This window comes from Ruegeria sp. CDSB086 (assembly GCF_059611065.1).
In genome coordinates this window covers 104,086-119,337 of sequence record NZ_JBXWOV010000007.1, presented here as the reverse complement: position 1 = coordinate 119,337, position 15,252 = coordinate 104,086, and the positions used below count along the sequence as shown (strand labels likewise).

General features: G+C 59.0%; 17 protein-coding genes. 7 read left to right on the top strand and 10 right to left on the bottom strand.

Annotated elements, in window-relative coordinates:
- The 4 genes from odhB to lpdA all read left to right on the top strand — a co-directional run bounded on the left by odhB (position 1) and on the right by lpdA (position 3,739).
- On the top strand, positions 1 to 1,515 hold the full coding sequence (gene odhB / locus AC2FIO_RS15600) for a 2-oxoglutarate dehydrogenase complex dihydrolipoyllysine-residue succinyltransferase (protein WP_496698760.1): 1,515 nt from the start codon (positions 1 to 3) through the stop codon (positions 1,513 to 1,515).
- Positions 1,516 to 1,517: 2 nt separating this feature from the next.
- On the top strand, positions 1,518 to 1,787 hold the full coding sequence (locus AC2FIO_RS15595; RefSeq protein WP_058273540.1) for a hypothetical protein: 270 nt from the start codon (positions 1,518 to 1,520) through the stop codon (positions 1,785 to 1,787).
- Positions 1,788 to 1,871: 84 nt separating this feature from the next.
- Complete coding sequence (locus AC2FIO_RS15590) at positions 1,872 to 2,261, top strand: MAPEG family protein (RefSeq protein WP_472722843.1); 390 nt, start codon at positions 1,872 to 1,874, stop codon at positions 2,259 to 2,261.
- 89 nt (positions 2,262 to 2,350) lie between these two features.
- Positions 2,351 to 3,739 (top strand): dihydrolipoyl dehydrogenase, encoded by a 1,389-nt coding sequence (lpdA, locus tag AC2FIO_RS15585; protein WP_496698757.1) that lies wholly within the window; start codon positions 2,351 to 2,353, stop codon positions 3,737 to 3,739.
- A gap of 19 nt (positions 3,740 to 3,758) precedes the next feature.
- Here lpdA and AC2FIO_RS15580 read toward each other — a convergent pair whose 3' ends face one another.
- Positions 3,759 to 4,337 (bottom strand): TetR/AcrR family transcriptional regulator, encoded by a 579-nt coding sequence (locus AC2FIO_RS15580; RefSeq protein WP_496698755.1) that lies wholly within the window; start codon positions 4,335 to 4,337, stop codon positions 3,759 to 3,761.
- Between the two features lie 101 nt (positions 4,338 to 4,438).
- Here AC2FIO_RS15580 and AC2FIO_RS15575 point away from each other — a divergent pair, with 101 nt between their 5' ends.
- Positions 4,439 to 5,032 carry an NAD(P)H-dependent oxidoreductase gene (locus AC2FIO_RS15575; protein WP_496698753.1) on the top strand — a complete coding sequence of 198 codons (594 nt, stop codon included), beginning with the start codon at positions 4,439 to 4,441 and terminating at the stop codon, positions 5,030 to 5,032.
- A gap of 8 nt (positions 5,033 to 5,040) precedes the next feature.
- Here the strand turns inward: AC2FIO_RS15575 and AC2FIO_RS15570 are convergent, their stop codons facing one another.
- Genes AC2FIO_RS15570 through AC2FIO_RS15555 form a run of 4 tightly spaced genes read right to left on the bottom strand, consistent with a single transcriptional unit; the run spans position 5,041 to position 7,946 of the window.
- On the bottom strand, positions 5,041 to 5,646 hold the full coding sequence (locus AC2FIO_RS15570) for a pyridoxamine 5'-phosphate oxidase family protein (RefSeq protein ID WP_282169813.1): 606 nt from the start codon (positions 5,644 to 5,646) through the stop codon (positions 5,041 to 5,043).
- Complete coding sequence (locus tag AC2FIO_RS15565) at positions 5,633 to 6,373, bottom strand: lysophospholipid acyltransferase family protein (RefSeq protein WP_496698751.1); 741 nt, start codon at positions 6,371 to 6,373, stop codon at positions 5,633 to 5,635. Before AC2FIO_RS15565 ends, AC2FIO_RS15570 begins: the two co-directional genes overlap by 14 nt.
- Positions 6,373 to 7,272 carry a cell division protein FtsX gene (locus tag AC2FIO_RS15560; protein WP_282120101.1) on the bottom strand — a complete coding sequence of 300 codons (900 nt, stop codon included), beginning with the start codon at positions 7,270 to 7,272 and terminating at the stop codon, positions 6,373 to 6,375. Before AC2FIO_RS15560 ends, AC2FIO_RS15565 begins: the two co-directional genes overlap by 1 nt.
- On the bottom strand, positions 7,269 to 7,946 hold the full coding sequence (locus tag AC2FIO_RS15555; RefSeq protein WP_058273548.1) for a cell division ATP-binding protein FtsE: 678 nt from the start codon (positions 7,944 to 7,946) through the stop codon (positions 7,269 to 7,271). Before AC2FIO_RS15555 ends, AC2FIO_RS15560 begins: the two co-directional genes overlap by 4 nt.
- Positions 7,947 to 8,130: 184 nt before the next feature.
- On the opposite strand from AC2FIO_RS15555, the gene AC2FIO_RS15550 reads away from it, so the two are divergent.
- Positions 8,131 to 8,862: a zinc-ribbon domain-containing protein gene (locus AC2FIO_RS15550; protein ID WP_496698748.1), complete on the top strand. Its 732-nt coding sequence runs from the start codon at positions 8,131 to 8,133 to the stop codon at positions 8,860 to 8,862.
- Between the two features lie 6 nt (positions 8,863 to 8,868).
- Here the strand turns inward: AC2FIO_RS15550 and AC2FIO_RS15545 are convergent, their stop codons facing one another.
- From AC2FIO_RS15545 to argH, 5 genes are all read right to left on the bottom strand, one after another.
- A complete protein-coding gene (locus AC2FIO_RS15545; protein WP_496698746.1) occupies positions 8,869 to 11,415 on the bottom strand; it encodes a TIGR02302 family protein in 2,547 nt (848 codons plus the stop codon).
- 36 nt (positions 11,416 to 11,451) lie between these two features.
- Complete coding sequence (lysA, locus tag AC2FIO_RS15540) at positions 11,452 to 12,717, bottom strand: diaminopimelate decarboxylase (protein ID WP_496698744.1); 1,266 nt, start codon at positions 12,715 to 12,717, stop codon at positions 11,452 to 11,454.
- Between the two features lie 53 nt (positions 12,718 to 12,770).
- Positions 12,771 to 12,920, bottom strand: a complete 150-nt coding sequence (locus AC2FIO_RS15535; protein ID WP_186437433.1) for a hypothetical protein — start codon at positions 12,918 to 12,920, stop codon at positions 12,771 to 12,773.
- A gap of 82 nt (positions 12,921 to 13,002) precedes the next feature.
- Positions 13,003 to 13,185, bottom strand: a complete 183-nt coding sequence (locus AC2FIO_RS15530) for an argininosuccinate lyase (RefSeq protein ID WP_496698742.1) — start codon at positions 13,183 to 13,185, stop codon at positions 13,003 to 13,005.
- Positions 13,185 to 14,573 (bottom strand): argininosuccinate lyase, encoded by a 1,389-nt coding sequence (gene argH, locus AC2FIO_RS15525; protein WP_496698740.1) that lies wholly within the window; start codon positions 14,571 to 14,573, stop codon positions 13,185 to 13,187. Before argH ends, AC2FIO_RS15530 begins: the two co-directional genes overlap by 1 nt.
- A 21-nt stretch (positions 14,574 to 14,594) precedes the next feature.
- Between argH and AC2FIO_RS15520 the strand changes: the two genes are divergently transcribed.
- Positions 14,595 to 15,161, top strand: coding sequence for a TlpA disulfide reductase family protein (locus tag AC2FIO_RS15520; RefSeq protein WP_058273552.1), 567 nt, complete (start codon positions 14,595 to 14,597; stop codon positions 15,159 to 15,161).
- The last annotated feature ends 91 nt before the right edge of the window (positions 15,162 to 15,252 follow it).

Below are 15,252 nucleotides of genomic sequence, written 5' to 3'. Positions count from 1 at the left end.
ATGTCCATTGAAGTTCGAGTTCCCACGCTTGGCGAGTCGGTTACCGAAGCCACGGTTGCGACATGGTTCAAGAAACCCGGCGACGCCGTCGCGGTTGATGAAATGTTGTGTGAGTTGGAGACTGACAAGGTCACCGTCGAAGTCCCTTCTCCTGCCGCTGGCGTGATGGGCGAAATCGTCGCCGCAGAAGGTGAAACCGTTGGCGTTGACGCTCTGCTGGCCACCATCGCTGCAGGTGAAGGCGCAGCTCCTGCCCCGGTAGCCGTACCGGCCCCGGCGGCTGCGGCTGCTCAGGCGGCGTCTGGCGGCAGTGTTGACGTCATGGTGCCGACCTTGGGTGAATCCGTGACTGAAGCGACCGTTTCGACATGGTTCAAACAGGTCGGCGACAGCGTCGCACAGGACGAGATGCTGTGTGAGCTGGAAACCGACAAGGTCTCGGTCGAGGTTCCGGCCCCGGCTGCGGGTGTTCTGGCAGAAATCGTTGCCCCCGAAGGCGCAACAGTTGAGGCGTCGGCCAAACTGGCGGTGATTTCCGGCGCAGCGGCAGGGTCCGTCGCTGCTCCGGCAGCTGCGGCGGCAACCCCGGCTGCAGCAGCAAGCACCGGCAAGGACATCGCCAACGCGCCATCCGCCGAAAAAGCTATGGCAGAGGCCGGTTTGTCCGCGGATCAGGTCACAGGCACCGGTCGTGATGGGCGGATCATGAAAGAGGATGTTGCCCGCGCAGCGGCTACGGCTGCGGCCCCGGCACCTACGGCGGCAGCACCGGCACCGGCGCAAGCGCCTCGGGCACCGGTCGCAGCACAGGATGCCGCCCGCGAAGAGCGTGTGCGCATGACCCGCCTGCGCCAAACCATCGCCAAGCGTTTGAAGGATGCGCAGAACACTGCGGCAATCCTGACCACCTTCAACGAGGTGGACATGACCGAGGTGATGGGCCTGCGCAATGAATACAAAGACCTGTTCCTGAAAAAGCACGGCGTGAAACTGGGCTTTATGTCCTTCTTCACCAAGGCATGCTGTCACGCGCTGAAAGAGGTTCCGGAAGTCAACGCCGAGATCGATGGCACGGACATCGTCTACAAGAATTTCGTGCACATGGGCGTTGCCGCCGGTACGCCGCAAGGTCTGGTTGTTCCTGTCATCCGCGACGCCGACAGCATGTCCTTCGCGGATATCGAAAAGGCTATCGCCGAAAAGGGCAAGCGCGCCCGCGACGGCAAGTTGTCCATGGCAGAGATGCAGGGCGGCACCTTCACCATCTCGAATGGTGGTGTCTATGGCTCGCTGATGTCTTCGCCGATCCTGAACCCACCGCAGTCGGGTATCCTTGGCATGCACAAGATCCAGGACCGTCCGATGGTCATCAATGGTGAGATCAAGATCCGCCCGATGATGTATCTGGCACTGTCCTATGACCACCGGATTGTTGACGGCAAGGGCGCGGTGACGTTCCTTGTACGTGTGAAAGAGGCGCTGGAAGACCCGCGCCGTCTGCTGATGGATCTGTAATCATGGCGACACATGTACTCTGGCAAGCCGACGTGGCCGACTTTGATGTCTGGCTGAAGGTGTTTGAAGAAGACAAACCGATGAGAGAGGCCGCGGGCATCCGCGACCTCCATATCTGGAAAGACCCTGATCGCAAGGACCACGCGGTCGCGTTGTTCGAGATCACCGATCTCGACCGGGCCCAGAGCTTCATCGAATCCGAAGAGCTGGCCATGCACCACGAACGTGGTGGCGTGGCACATATCCAGACCAAGGTTCTGGACCCTGTCTGAAAGCATGAAGCTGCGCCTGCCCATTGGGGGCGCGGCACGAACGGGTAACGCGATGACTTTCGACTGCTCAAAGGGAACCACTGGATGACCACGGAACTAACCGTCCTGACCCTTGCCGCATTACTTTGGGTCGCACAATTCGTAGTCTACCTGGCTGCCGGGCACGGTAAGATTGACCTTGGTCTTGCGGTTGGCCCGCGAGATATCCCTTTTGACAAACCGGGGGTTTCGGGGCGTCTGCACCGTGCCCTCAGCAACCACACCGAAGGGTTGGTTCTGTTCGCAATTGCGGCGCTTGTCGTGACGGTTTCGGGCCAGTCGAACGGGCTCACTGCGGCCTGTAGCTGGATCTATTTGATCGTCCGCATCCTCTACGTCCCCGCCTACGCATTGGGTTGGACGCCTTGGCGAACCGTGATCTGGATCGTTGGCTTGGCGGCCAACACCGTAATGTTGCTGGCGGCTGTCTTTTGATTCAGTCGCTGGCATGGATAATGTAATGGGGAAACGCCCCGGCGTGCAGAAAATTGCCGCCATCCCCGTAAACGATAAGGACCTGACACATGGCAAATTATGACGTTATCGTAATCGGATCAGGCCCCGGCGGCTATGTTTGCGCCATCCGTTGCGCTCAGCTGGGTCTGAAGACTGCCTGCGTCGAAGGGCGTGAAACTCTGGGCGGCACGTGCCTGAACGTGGGCTGTATCCCCTCGAAGGCGCTGCTGCATGCCAGCCATCAGCTTCACGAGGCCGAGCATAACTTTGCCAAGATGGGCCTGAAGGGCAAAAGCCCCTCGGTCGATTGGAAACAAATGCAGGGCTACAAGCAGGAAACGATCGACGGCAATACCAAGGGTATCGAGTTCCTGTTCAAGAAAAACAAGATCGACTGGTTGAAAGGTTGGGGCTCGATCCCTGCCGCGGGTCAGGTCAAAGTGGGCGACGAGGTTCACACCGCCAAGAACATAATTATCGCATCTGGGTCCGAACCGTCCTCACTGCCCGGTGTCGACGTTGACGAAAAGGTTGTGGTGACTTCGACCGGCGCTCTGTCGCTGAACAAGGTGCCAAAGAAGTTGGTGGTGATCGGCGCGGGCGTGATCGGGCTGGAACTGGGCTCGGTCTATCAGCGTCTAGGCGCGGAGGTGACTGTGGTTGAATTCCTCGACGCGATCACCCCTGGCATGGACCCCGAAGTTCAGAAAACCTTCCAGCGCATCCTCAAGAAACAAGGCCTAAAATTTGTCATGGGCGCGGCGGTCCAAAAGACCGAAGCCACCAAGACCAAGGCAAAGGTGACCTACAAACTGCGCAAGGATGACAGCGAACATGTGATCGAGGCTGATACAGTACTGGTCGCCACCGGACGCAAACCGTACTCGGATGGTTTGGGTCTGGAAGCGTTGGGTGTTGAAATGACACCGCGTGGTCAGATCAAAGTGGGGGCCGATTGGCAGACAAACGTGCCGGGCATTTACGCCATCGGTGACGTAACAGAAGGCCCCATGCTGGCGCACAAAGCCGAAGATGAAGGTATGGCCGCAGCCGAGCAGGTTGCGGGCAAGCATGGGCACGTGAACTACGGCGTCATCCCGGGTGTGATCTACACATGGCCCGAGGTCGCCAATGTTGGCGAAACCGAAGAGACCCTGAAAGAACAGGGCCGCGCCTATAAGGTCGGCAAGTTTATGTTCATGGGCAACGGCCGCGCCAAGGCGAATTTAATGACCGATGGGTTTGTCAAAATCCTGGCCGACAAGGAAACCGACCGCATTCTGGGCTGCCACATCATCGGCCCCGGTGCCGGCGATCTGATTCATGAAGTCTGTGTGGCGATGGAGTTCGGCGCCTCGGCCGAGGATCTGGCCCTGACCTGCCACGCCCACCCAACTTATTCGGAAGCCGTGCGTGAGGCTGCGTTGGCCTGTGGCGACGGACCGATTCACAGTTAATATGAAACCCCGGCCGCCGTCAGGCTGCCGGGGTTAACCACGCGTCCAGATAGATTTCTAACCTATCTGAAAAGCTCTCTGCCTCATGCAGCGCGCAAAACTTCAGCGACATGGACTGAATAGCAAAGGCCTGAACCCCCTCGGCCAACAAATCGGGGGAAATGTCCTTGCGCACTTTCGCGGTTTCCAACCAAACAGCGACCAGTCGGACATAGCGTTCGAAGCAGCGCGCTATGGGCCCGATCTCGGTGATTGCGGTAGCGCCTGAGTACCGGATGATCAGATCGAACACATAACGCTCGGACGTCATGAAGGCGTGGATCGGTTGCAGGGCATCGGCGATTTCGGGAGCCGTGCGAGGGACAGGACCTTGTTCGACCTGATCGAAACAGGCAACCAGCCTCTCACCAATCAGCATTTCCATTAGCGCGTCTTTGTCCCGGAAATGCGAAAAAAAGGTTCCCTTTGCGACCCCGGCTGCCTGAACCACGTCTTCCACTCGCAAAGCCTGATAGCCATTTCTTTCGGTAACGTCCTCTGCGGCCTCGATTAATCGGGCGCGCGTTTTGAGGGTTCTCTTTTGAACTGTCTTTTGCATATGCTCTATTCGCATGTTTTTTGACCGTGGTCAAATTTGTAATTGACCGTGGTCATTTTTTCCAATAATAAACTGACCACGGTCATTTTTGGAGATTCGCGATGCACCCTAAGAAAATCCTGATCCTCGACGGACACCCAGGCGAAACCAGCCTGTCCCGAACATTTGCAGAAACCTATGCCGACGCGGCCAAACAACAGGGGCACGACGTTCGCATGATTCACCTAAGCGACCTGCAATTTGACCAAGATTTCGGTCAGGGAAACTATGAGGACTTCAAACCGTTAGAACCCGCATTGGAACAAGTGCTGCAGGATTTTGAATGGAGCGAACACCTTGTCCTGACGGCGCCGATGTGGTGGGGCGGCTTACCGGCCAAGCTGAAAGGTTTGATTGACAGGGCATTCATCCCCGGACGCACCTTCGACACGCGGAATACTACAAGGATCGGCTTTCCAGCACCTATGCTGACAGGGCGCACGGCGCGGGTCATCCTTACATCTGACACGCCGGGTTGGTTCATGCGTTTCATCTACAGGCAAGCACTGATCCGCCAGATCCGCGATCAGATTCTGGGATTTGTCGGCTTCAAACCGACCCGGTTCACTTACTTTTCGGGCGCCAGCTATCCCAAACCCGGCAGCGTGGATCGTTGGATATCAAAGGTAGCCCGGATCGGTGCCGCGGCAGCCTGATCCCGCGCCTACCACATCGTCTTCGCGGCGCGCACACCCCACTCCTGATCATATTGCGTGCCGCCTTCCTCGCCGTCCGACGCCTCGGCGAGGATTTCACCGACGGTCGGCACATGCGCGGTCTCGTCGCCACTGACCCAAGTACGGGCGCGCATCAAAGCGCGGGCGCATTGGGTGTAAATCTCAGTGATTTCTATAACGATTACTGTTGCTGGTTTTTTGCCCTGCTTTTCGAACTGCGCGCGCAAATTTTCATCAGCCGTCACATGCGCCGTGCCATTCAATCGTACGACACTGTTGGACCCCGGCACCATGAACATCAACGACACTCGCGGGTCGCGCACGATATTGCGCAGACTGTCCAGCCGGTTATTTCCGCGCCAGTCAGGCATCGCCAGTGTGTGCGGATCAAGTTCCAGTACAACCGGGCCGTCGTCACCTCGCGGGCTGCCATCGACACCCTCGGGCCCGACGGTGCTGAGGATGCACAGGCGCGACGCCATGATCCATTTGCGATAAAGCGGAGTGAGCTGTCTGGCCACTTTGCGCAGTGAAGGCGCGCCCGGTGTGCCGTAGAGCGCCTCAAGCGTTTCGATGTTCTTAATGAGCTCCATCCGGTTCAAACCCCACTTCTCGCATCAATGCATTGGATCGTGTTTCGATCACGTCTTCCAGACGTTCAAGAAATTGATCCCGCCCCACACCCGGTTCGATCGGGTCAAGAAAGTCGACGATTGCAAGACCAGGTTTGCGCATAACCCCGGTACGCGGCCAGAAGACACCGGCATTCGTCGCAACCGGCACACAAGGAAAGCCCAGTCCTTCATACAGAACCGCTGTCCCGACCTTGTAGGGTTTCTTCGCCCCCGGTGCGACGCGCGTGCCCTGCGGGTAAATCACAAGCTGCCCGGGCTCAGAGAACTCTTTAGCCACGTCTTTGACCATCTTGGCGACGGCAGCACCCTTTCTGCCGCGATCAACCGGTATACACCCAAGGCGGCGGGCATAGAGACCGATAACCGGGGTATACAGCAGTTCCCTTTTCATAATGAACTTGCCGTGCGGAATGGCGCTGAAAATCATGATGATGTCGAGAAAGGACTGGTGTTTGGCTCCGATCACGACCTCGTCCACGGGAACGTTTCCGCGAACCTCACAACGGATGCCAACCATCCAGCTGGCCAACCAGATCGTCGATCGCGCGTAGGTTTTACAGGCTTGCAATGCCCCGCGTTTGGTAAACAGCGCGTAGGGCGCGAAAACGATACCAAGGATCAGCATCCACGCATAAATCACGATCATGAAGATCAAAGAGCGCACCCATTGGATCGCTGTAACCATCACGAAAGCTCCTTCAATTTGCGCACGGCCGCTGTCCAGGTGGCCAAGAACGCCACCGCAGCCCCCAGCAGAGGTATCAGCGCAGGCAACAGCCAGCCAACCCCCTGAAAACCCAATCCGGTCAGAAACCCGCCTTCAACTGAGGCTTCGGGCAACAGCAGAACACCGGTCATGCCGAACAGCACGCCAACGAGGGCACCGAAGAAAGCGCGATATGTGAACCGCCGTACAAATGCGCTGGCGATAAAACGATCACGGGCACCGACAAGGCGCAGGACTTCGATGATTTGGGCATTGGCCGCCAGTGAGGCATTGGCCGCCAGCGTGATCATCGCCGCCGTTGCGCCGCCAATCAGCAGGATAGACACCCAGCCCAATCGCCGCAGCGAGTTTGCCGCCTCGACCAGCGGCTCGCGCCAGCGTGAATGGTCGTCCAGCACGGCGCCGGGCACTTCGGCGCCAAGTCGCAAGCGCAAGCCAGCGGTATCTAGACCCGGTTCGCCCTCGATGATTTCTATCAGTTGCGGAATAGGCAGCGTATCCAGCGGCAAATCAGGACCGAACCACGGGGACAAAAGCGCGACCTGTTCCTCTGCGGTCAGGGCGCGTGCCGACGCAACGCCTGGGGTTTGGGCCAGCACGGTCAGCGCGGCCTCGGTCTGGGCGGAAAGCTGTTCGGCGGGCGCGTTTATACGCAAAGTGGCAGCCCCTGCTAGTTCCGATGCCCAACGGTCGGCCAGCCGGCCTGATGCCAGCGACAAGGCAAGCGCGAAAACGGCCAGAAAGGCCATCGCGCCAGAAACGAACAGTGTCAGCTGCGCCGTGTAGCCGGATGGTGGAACAACCCGATCTGCGCGTTTGTCGCGCACCAGCATGCTGCGGATGGTGCCCTTGTTCATAGATCCGCCCCCGCCAATTGAATCTGGCGCTGCGATATCCGAAGGACACGGGCCTGAACCTGGCTTTTGGCCGCGCGGATCAGGCTCAGGTCATGGGTCGCGATCAGCACGGTCTTGCCCATCTTGTTCAACTCGACCAGCAGGCGCAGCAATCGCTGGGACATTTCCCAATCCACATTGCCGGTCGGCTCATCGGCCAGCACAACGTCCGGCGACAAGATAACCGCCCGCGCCAAAGCTGCGCGCTGACGCTCACCCCCGGAAAGCTCCGGCGGAAGCGCATCGAGCCGTGTGCCCAGCCCGACCCAGTTCAGCAATTCCAGCAGGTCTTCTTTCTGCGCATTCTCGCCTTTGCCGGACACCATCAAAGGTAAAGCGACGTTTTCAGCCAAGGTCATATGGTCCAGAAATCGGCAATCCTGATGCACGACCCCGATCCGGCGACGCAGCAGCGCCATCTGATCTCGGTCCAGGCGTGCAATGTCCTGCTCAAATGCGGTCATCCGTCCTGATGTGGCCAGCAACGCGCCATAACATAGCTTGAGCAAGGTCGTCTTGCCCGCACCCGACGGACCGGTCAGAAAATGGAACGACCCCGGCTGCAACTGAAGCGACACGTCGCTTAGCAACTCACCATCACCATAGGTGTAGCTGACGTTTTCCAGCTCGATCACAAGGGCCCCCAATTATTGTTGCCGCCCTTCTTGCCCGAGCGCGGTTGTGGTTTCAATGCCTGCACCGGGTCGAATTGGTGACACTTGCCGTGTGAAACCGAAAACACCCTTTGCGGTCAGGTCTTAACGGAATAACATCCCTGAAAAAACTATTATCAGGTCGGGCCCCCGACCGGGAGGCAGCATGCGTCTTACTTGTCCGAATTGTGGTGCTCAGTACGAAGTGCCAGACGAGGTCATTCCCGAGGAAGGCCGCGATGTGCAGTGTTCCAACTGCGAAAAGACTTGGTTTCAGGCCAAATACCCCGAAACTGCATCTGAACCGGTAAAGCCGGAACCGCCCGCGGACGAACCCGCGGCAAAGGCGGAAACGCCAGAGATTGTCGCGAAACCTGTCGAAGAGCCCAAATCAGAACCCGAACCTGCCGCAGATTCCTCGACCGGCAATGTCGACCCGGCGGTTGCCAACATCCTCAAGGAAGAAGCGGCCCGCGAAGCAGACCTGCGCGCCCACGAAGGCGGCAGCCTTGAGACGCAGACCGATTTGGCACTCGACGCGCCGCCCGAAGTGGAAAAAGCCGCTAAGGACCTGATCGCGACAGAAACCGCAAAGGATTTCGGTCAGAAAGACGCGCTGCCGGACGTCGAGGCAATCAATTCCAGCCTACGCAGCGACGACCCCCTGCCAAAGCTGGACGAAGACATGCCCCCACCGCGCAAGTCTGGCGGATTCCGGCGCGGGTTCCTGCTGATTCTGATTATCGGCGTGATCCTGTTGCTGATCTACAGCAATTCTCAGAAGATTTCCGAAGCGGTGCCGCAGGCTGATCCGGTTCTCAACAGCTATGTCTCTCTGGTGGATCAGGCGCGTTTGTGGCTTGAGGCACAGACCGGGTCTGGCACCTCTCAGAACTGACTTAGATCAGAACCTCTCTAACAGGCGTTTGAGGTATTCAAGTTCGATCTGGGGGCGATCCGATTCCCCAGTCCGGCGACGGATTTCGTCCAGCAATTCGCGAGCGCGGCGATAGACATCTTCACCCTGCAGCAGATTTTCATCGGTCGAGATTGTGCCATTGGCCCCCGGGCTACGGCCCAGCGGATCACGGTTGTCGGCTTGCATGTCGCCTTCCTGCGAACCTTGGCCCGGCTGGTTCTGCTGGTTTTGCGCCAGCGCTTCGCCCAGGGATCGCATGCCCTCGCGCAGGGCCTCCATCGCTTCGGACTGTTGGTCGATTGCTTCGGCCAGATCATCGCCGCGCAGGGCTTCCTCGGCACCCTCCATCGCGCGCCCGGCACGGTCCAGCGCATCGCGCGCGGCGTCACCTTCGGGCGTTCCGGTTCCGGGCAATCCTTGCTGCTGGCGGTTCAGCTCATCGCGTAAAGCCTGTTGGCGATCTGCAAGTGACCCCTGGCCTTGCTGGCTGCCGCTGCCCTGTTCGTCAGTCCCCTGACCCTGACCGCCTTGTCCTTCGTGGCTCTGGCCCCGGCCCTGCCCACCCGAGCGGCCTTCGTTGCCCTGGCTTTCGCCGGCTTGCGCGCCGGGGTTGAACTGTTCCTGCAGATCACGGAAGGCTTGATCGCTCAGACCCTGCTGTTCGCGCAGAGTTTCGGCCAATCCTTCCATCGCCTGCTGGCCTTCGGACTGTTGTCCCTGACCCTGGCCCTGGGTAACGCGCATATTCTCCATCATCTGCTGGAACTCTTCCAGCGCTTGCTGCGCCTCGGCCATGCGGCCCTGTTCCATCAACTCCTGAATTCGGTCCATCATGCGCTGCAGATCGTCCTGCGTCATTTGCATGGACTCGCCGTCCTGACCTTGCTGGTTCTCGTCGAAATCGCCGTTTTCCTGCGCCAGACGCTGCAATTGGCGCATGTAGTCCTGTGTTGCCTCGCGCAATTCCTGCATCAACTCGGCGATCTCTTCATCGGTGGCACCGTTTTTCATCGCCTCGGTCAGACGTTCCTGCGCCCGGCGCATGCGTTCCAGCGCGTCGGCAAGGGTGCCGTCTTCTATCAGAACGCCTAGCTCCCAAAGCGCCTCGGCGATTTCTGCCTGCTGTTCCTGTTTCAGGCCGTACTCGTTGAACATTTCCAACCGGCGTAGGATCACGCGCAAGCGCAGATAGGCGGTGTCGGACCGGAAAAGCTCTTCGGGCAGGTGCGATACCGCCCGCAGCATCTGCGAAACCCGGGTCGCGTTTTCGCGCGTCCACAGTAGATCGCGGCGCTGTTCGATTACGGCAGCCGCCAGCGGATCAAAGAACCGACGGGCGGGCAGCGCAGTCGCATAAGGCTCGGATTGCCCCTCTTGATCCGCCGCGTCTCGGGCCATCAAAGTGATTTTTACCGGCAAATGCGCCCATGGATGCTGTGAAAAATCCTCGATAAGATCTTCGGTGAAATCCGCCCGGTCGCCGGTGATCGGCATGGGCAGTTCAACCGTTATGACCTCGCGCGGCTCAGGCGCAGCCGTCAGACCATACTGCCGGTCGACTGAGGCCAGATCCAATTCGATCACAGCCGAGCCGGATACCACGCCATAATCATCGCTGGCAGCAAATGGCAGTTTCATCTGACCGCCGGCCTCGGACTCGGCGGAACCGGCCACGGCCACCTGTGGGCGGGTATCCGCAATAACGTTCAGCGCCCAGTCGCGGCCCGATGGGCCGTCGATTTTGAACTGGCCCGAGCGTTCGACGACAAAATCCTGCTCCGGCTCGGTGGCCGCCTCAGTGCCCAAAGGCGTGGTGGTTTCCGTCAAACTGTGCGCGCCGATTTCCCCGTAGAAGCGAAGAGTGATACGACTGCCCTGCGGAACGGACAACGTCGGATCGGATTGATCAGCCAGATACAGCGTCGGTAGCCCGGTGTAACGGGGCGGCTCAACCCAGCCTTCCCAGCTTGGACCTTGCCCTGCCACGGCGGCGCCCGGCGTCATCTCGGCCACCGAGCCGATGCGCCAGAACGACCCGAACATCGCCGCGATCACCAGCGCCAGCAACGCCGAATAGCGCAGCGCATAAGGGTCGCGATCCGCCAGCCGCAAATCGGGTTTGACAGGTTCGGCCTGCGCAACACGTCGCGCCATCCTATTCTGGTGCGCACGCCACAACGCGACAGAATCCGCGTCCATCGCGCCGATGGCCTGATCATCTATCAAAGCTTGGATAGGCCGTCCCGGCATCGCCGCATCCAGCCGCATCAGCGCTTCGGTCCGTGAAGGGAAATGGAATCGCCTTGCACCAACAATCAGCGTAGCGGCCAGCCCCAACAGTGCGACAGCGCCCACGCCCCAGACGATTTCAACGCGGACCTCGTCCTGCAAGCCCAGCATCAAAGCCGCCAGAATTGCCATCAAAACCGAGAAAAACGGCCAAAATGCGCGCAAAAACTGCTCGGCCAGCATCCCTGCGTGCGTCAGCCACAGGGAAAGTCTTGGAATCGGCAGGTTATGTCTTGCGGTCAAGGCAGGCCTCCTGAGCGGGCCCGCGCGGTTATCGCGTCAAAGCCACTCGGGTATGGTATCGCGGTTTATGATTTCGTCAAAGCTTGGCCGTTCACGAATAACTGCAAATTGATCCCCATGCACCAGAACCTCGGGGATCAGGGGGCGGGTATTGTATTCGCTGGACATAACCGCGCCATAGGCCCCGGCACTGCGGAACGCGACCAGATCGCCCGGTGCCAGCGGCGGCATGTTGCGTTCCTTTGCAAAAGTATCACCGCTTTCGCAAACCGGGCCGACAATGTCATAGGGTTGTTGTTCAACGCCCGGAGCGGGTTCCTGCACAGCAACAATATCGTGATGCGCCTCATACATCGCCGGGCGGATCAGGTCGTTCATCGCGCCATCCAGAATCAGGAAGTCACGACCCTCGCCTGATTTCACATAGATCACTTTGCTCACCATCAAACCCGCATTACCGGCAATAAGACGCCCGGGTTCGATTTCAATCTCGCAGCCCAGATGGCCCAGCGTTTTTTTGATCAACGCGCCATACTCCACCGGCAAGGGCGGAGCGTCATTGGCGCGGGTGTATGGAATGCCCAATCCCCCGCCCAGATCAAGACGGCGGATGTTATGACCCTCAGACCGCAGCTTTTCGGTGAGTTCGGCGACTTTGGTGTAGGCCATCTCGAACGGCTCTAACTCGGTCAATTGCGAGCCGATGTGGACGTCGATACCGATCACCTCCAGCCCCGGAAGGCTGGCAGCGTGGGCGTAGACCTCAGATGCGCGGGCGATCGGGATCCCAAACTTGTTCTCTGACTTGCCAGTCGCGATCTTGGCGTGGGTTTTTGCGTCAACATCCGGATTCACCCGAACGGTGATCGGTGCAACCACCCCGAGTTCCAACGCGATGGCGTTGATCACTTCCATCTCGGGTTCGGATTCCACGTTGAACTGGCGGATACCGCCGCTCAGCGCAGCGTGAATCTCATCCGCGGTTTTGCCAACGCCCGAGAACACGATCTTGTCACCCGGTATGCCCGCCGCCTTGGCACGCAGGTATTCCCCGCCCGAAACCACGTCCATCCCTGCGCCGGCCTGTGCCAGCGTCTTCAGGATCGCCTGATTGCTGGCCGCCTTCATCGCATAACAGACCAGATGATCCATGCCGTCCAGCGCATCGTCGAACAGTTGGAAATGCCGCAATAGCGTCGCAGTGGAGTAAACATAGAACGGTGTTCCGACCGCAGCTGCGATTTCGGAAATCGGGACATCCTCGGCGTATAGCGCGCCGTCGCGGTAGAGAAAGTGATCCATGACTGCGCGCTTAGACCAAAATGGCCGCGCGGATCAATGGATTCCGCGCAAGATCAGTTCGATGTGGAAACACCGACCCGGCCATAGCCAGAGATTTTGATGCCGTTCCCGGTTGATGTCTCTGCGGGCTCGGGGCGGGGTTTATACGTTGGGTCGCAGGCTGCCAGCACGACAAGCGAGAGGATCAGGCCGATGATTTTCATTGTCTTGACTTCTTTTTTGAATTTGGCACTCGGCCAATATGCCGTTCAAATAGGCATGGTAATGCGAGATTGCTATCGACGACTACAGCCCCAGGAAAACGCCGACCCCGCCGCGTCGAAGGCCGACCCCGACACCGCCATAGGTGCCACTGCTGCCAACACCGATATTTGCGCTCATCGTGGGTTGGATGGGTTCGCCGTCCGCTCCACAGCCGACCAGAAGAGCCCCGGCCGAAATAAGAAGCACCACACGTAGTATCTGCATCACACCAGCGCCTTCCACCGCTTGACCTGGGCACGCACCTGATCCGGCGCTGTGCCACCATAAGACTGGCGTGAGTTTACCGAATTTTCGACGGTAAGGACAGAATAGACATTGTCGGTGATGTCCGCATGGACCGATTGCATGTTTTCCAGTGTCAGATCAGGCAGGTCACAGCCCTTGCTTTCGGCCATGGCGACCAGCGATCCGGTAACGTGGTGCGCGTCGCGGAACGGCAGGCCCGGCACACGGACCAGCCAATCGGCCAGATCGGTCGCGGTCGAGAAACCAGACCCTGCGGCGGCAGCAAGGCTTTCACGGTTGGCGGTCATGTCCTTGACCATGCCTTCCATCGCGGCCAGAGCCAGCATCCAATTGTCGGCGGCGTCAAAGACCTGTTCCTTGTCTTCCTGCATGTCCTTTGAATACGCCAGAGGCAGGCCCTTCATCACCATCATCAGCGCAGTATTCGCACCGTAAATCCGACCCACTTTGGCACGGATCAGTTCCGCGGCATCAGGGTTCTTTTTCTGCGGCATGATTGACGAACCGGTCGAGAACCGGTCGGACAGCGTAACAAAGCGGAACTGGGCTGAAGACCAGATCACCAGCTCTTCGGCAAAACGCGACAGGTGTACAGCGCAGATTGAGGCGGTCGACAAGAATTCCAGCGCGAAATCACGGTCGCTGACGGCGTCCAGCGAGTTGGCGGCGGGGCGGTCAAAGCCCAGCGCCTCAGCCGTCATCTGACGATCGATGGGGAAGGACGTTCCAGCCAGCGCGGCAGCACCCAAGGGGGATTCGTTCATCCGGGCGCGTGCATCGCGGACACGGGACAGATCGCGGCCAAACATCTCGACATAGGCCATCATGTGATGGCCCCATGTGACGGGCTGCGCCACCTGCAGATGGGTAAAGCCGGGCATGACCCAATCAGCGCCAGCCTCAGCCTGCGCCAAAAGCGCGCGGATCAGGGCCAGCAGGCCGGATTCAGCCGCATCAAACTGATCGCGGACCCATAGTTTGAAATCGGTCGCCACCTGATCATTGCGCGACCGGCCTGTGTGCAAACGACCTGCGGGTTCGCCAATCACCTCTTTCAGGCGCGCCTCGACATTCATGTGGATGTCTTCCAGCGCGGTCGAGAACTGAAATTCTCCGTTCTGGATTTCTGACAAAACGGTGAGCAGCCCTTCCCGAATAGCCTGCGCGTCACTATCAGTAATAACACCTGTGGCAGCCAGCATGGCGGCATGGGCACGCGAGCCTGCAATGTCCTGGGCTGCCATCCGCTGATCGAACCCGATCGAGGCGTTGATCGCCTCCATGATCGCGTCTGGACCGGCGGCAAAGCGGCCGCCCCACATCTGGTTCGAAGATTGATCGGTCATGTAAGAAAACCCGGAGTTGATATGCGCCTATTTCGTCTGATCCCCCTTTATATGGCCCTTGCGTTGGGTGCAAACGCGGCTTTGGCCACGGATGCCGAAACTCTGGCACCGCTCCGGGAGGACTCCCTGAAACGGCTGATCCTGCACAAAGAGCCAAAGCCAGTCGAAGCAGTTGAATTTCAGCTTGAGGATGACGGCGGCACCGCGACGCTTGCGGATTACAAGGGCAAGTATGTTCTGCTGAACTTCTGGGCCACCTGGTGCGCGCCGTGTCGCAAGGAAATGCCTCAGATCGCCGAGCTGCAAGAAGAATTCGGCGGCGACAAGTTCGAGGTCGTGACACTGGCCACAGGGCGTAACTCGCCAGCCGGGATCAAGAAGTTTTTCGAGGAAAACGGCATCGACAACCTGCCACGTCATCAGGATCCCCAATCGGCAGTTGCACGCAAAATGGGCGTGATCGCCCTGCCAATCACCGTCATTCTGGATCCCGACGGCAATGAGATTGCTCGATTGATTGGCGATGCCGAGTGGAATTCGGACAGCGCCAAGGCCATCGTTTCAACCCTTGTCGAGGGCAACAGCTGAAGCATCAGGCCTTCCTGAACGTTTTGTGGTATGCTGAAACCGGCCCAGATGGGCCGGTTTTCGTTTGCAACCTGAAGGAAGGGGAGACGAC

Excerpts from the sequence above, each read along its gene's own strand:
- odhB (WP_496698760.1), top strand. The coding sequence starts at position 1 with ATGTCCATTGAAGTTCGAGTTCCCACGCTTGGCGAGTCGGTTACCGAA.
- AC2FIO_RS15595 (WP_058273540.1), top strand. The coding sequence starts at position 1,518 with ATGGCGACACATGTACTCTGGCAAGCCGACGTGGCCGACTTTGATGTC.
- AC2FIO_RS15590 (WP_472722843.1), top strand. The coding sequence starts at position 1,872 with ATGACCACGGAACTAACCGTCCTGACCCTTGCCGCATTACTTTGGGTC.
- lpdA (WP_496698757.1), top strand. The coding sequence starts at position 2,351 with ATGGCAAATTATGACGTTATCGTAATCGGATCAGGCCCCGGCGGCTAT.
- AC2FIO_RS15580 (WP_496698755.1), bottom strand. The coding sequence starts at position 4,337 with ATGCAAAAGACAGTTCAAAAGAGAACCCTCAAAACGCGCGCCCGATTA.
- AC2FIO_RS15575 (WP_496698753.1), top strand. The coding sequence starts at position 4,439 with ATGCACCCTAAGAAAATCCTGATCCTCGACGGACACCCAGGCGAAACC.
- AC2FIO_RS15570 (WP_282169813.1), bottom strand. The coding sequence starts at position 5,646 with ATGGAGCTCATTAAGAACATCGAAACGCTTGAGGCGCTCTACGGCACA.
- AC2FIO_RS15565 (WP_496698751.1), bottom strand. The coding sequence starts at position 6,373 with ATGGTTACAGCGATCCAATGGGTGCGCTCTTTGATCTTCATGATCGTG.
- AC2FIO_RS15560 (WP_282120101.1), bottom strand. The coding sequence starts at position 7,272 with ATGAACAAGGGCACCATCCGCAGCATGCTGGTGCGCGACAAACGCGCA.
- AC2FIO_RS15550 (WP_496698748.1), top strand. The coding sequence starts at position 8,131 with ATGCGTCTTACTTGTCCGAATTGTGGTGCTCAGTACGAAGTGCCAGAC.
- lysA (WP_496698744.1), bottom strand. The coding sequence starts at position 12,717 with ATGGATCACTTTCTCTACCGCGACGGCGCGCTATACGCCGAGGATGTC.
- AC2FIO_RS15535 (WP_186437433.1), bottom strand. The coding sequence starts at position 12,920 with ATGAAAATCATCGGCCTGATCCTCTCGCTTGTCGTGCTGGCAGCCTGC.
- AC2FIO_RS15530 (WP_496698742.1), bottom strand. The coding sequence starts at position 13,185 with ATGCAGATACTACGTGTGGTGCTTCTTATTTCGGCCGGGGCTCTTCTG.
- argH (WP_496698740.1), bottom strand. The coding sequence starts at position 14,573 with ATGACCGATCAATCTTCGAACCAGATGTGGGGCGGCCGCTTTGCCGCC.
- AC2FIO_RS15520 (WP_058273552.1), top strand. The coding sequence starts at position 14,595 with ATGCGCCTATTTCGTCTGATCCCCCTTTATATGGCCCTTGCGTTGGGT.